The organism is Burkholderia sp. AW33-5 (assembly GCF_053427615.1).
The window spans coordinates 1-1,214 of record NZ_JBSAXA010000074.1; the positions used below are offsets into that span (position 1 = coordinate 1).

Genomic DNA, 1,214 nt, shown 5'->3' on the forward strand with positions numbered 1-1,214 from the left:
CGCAGTGAATCTGCCCGGAGAATCGGGTGATCCGGACAGCCCGCATTATCGCGACCTTGCCCAGATGTGGCTTAACGGGGAATATTTCCCGCTGCTCTATACCCGCGCTTCCGTTGAAAAGGCAACGGAAAAACGCATTCGCCTCATGCCCGGCACGCAGACGCAATGACACAATAGTGATGCGGCAAAGCACAGATCGGCTTAAACGAACATCTAAAATTTCTCTTTCATATCATTGCTTTAGGTTGAGATGTGGCGGATTTTTCGCGAATCCCGGCCATACCTCTCGAAGGCGTGCGGCGTGGACGTCGAATCCGGACAACGCAGCGCGACGATGCGGTGCCGTGCCCGCTGGATCGGGTAAAGCGTCAGTTCCAGGCTGAGCGACCCGACGCCTTGTGGGTGGCCGATTTTACCTACTGTTGGACGTACTCTGGATTTGTCTATGTGGCCTTCGTGACCGACGTGTTCGCCCGTCGCATTGTTGGCTGGCGGGTGTCGGCGTCGATGCGGACCGACTTCGTGCTGGACGCGCTAAACCAAGCCTTGCATGAGCGCCGACCGGCACCTGGCCTGATCCATCATAGCGACCACGGGTCTCAATATTTAAGCATTCTGTACACCCAACGTTTGGTGGAGGCCGGTGTACAACACGGCCGGCAGCGTTGGCGATTCATACGACAATGCACTGGCCGAGACGATCAACGGACTGTACAAGGCCGAAGTGGTACATCGGCGGTCCTGGCGCACGCTGCAGGACGTCGAACTCGCGACGCTCGAATGGGTGCACTGGTATAACCACAATCGGCTGCTCGGTCCTCTCGGGTACGTGTCGCCGGCCGAAGCGGAGGAAGCTTACAATCGGAATCTGGCGCTGTCCGCCCGTGCGGCGTAGCGCCAAACTCGGCAGTCTCCGACAAACCCGGAGCGGTTCACAAAGATGTGTGAGAGGAGCGTTGCAAATGAAAGATGGTGTCTATCGTTTTATGGGCGTCCTGTCCGGTGTCCTCGTGCTCGCCGGTGGTGCGGCGCATGCCGAGTCCTATCCGTCAAAGCCGATCCGCGTGATCGTGCCGTTTTCGGCGGGCGGGCCCACGGATGCGATGGCGCGCGATCTGGCCGTGCGCATGTCGAAGGAACTTGAGCAGCCTGTGGTTGTCGAGAACCGGGCCGGGGCGGGGGGTAACATCGGCGCGGAGATTACCGCGAAATCG

At 59.3% G+C, this 1,214-nt stretch carries 2 protein-coding genes and 1 pseudogene; all 3 read left to right on the plus strand.

Annotation, left to right across the window (positions count from 1 at the left end):
- The coding region (locus tag ACV22V_RS32360; protein WP_448016809.1) for a penicillin acylase family protein at positions 1–169 on the plus strand (169 nt) is incomplete at its 5' end.
- A 116-nt stretch (positions 170–285) separates the two neighbouring features.
- Positions 286–895: pseudogene (locus ACV22V_RS32365) on the plus strand (IS3 family transposase); the annotation flags it as partial.
- A gap of 67 nt (positions 896–962) precedes the next feature.
- A partial coding sequence (locus ACV22V_RS32370) for a Bug family tripartite tricarboxylate transporter substrate binding protein (protein WP_448016808.1) occupies positions 963–1,214 on the plus strand: 252 nt, incomplete at its 3' end.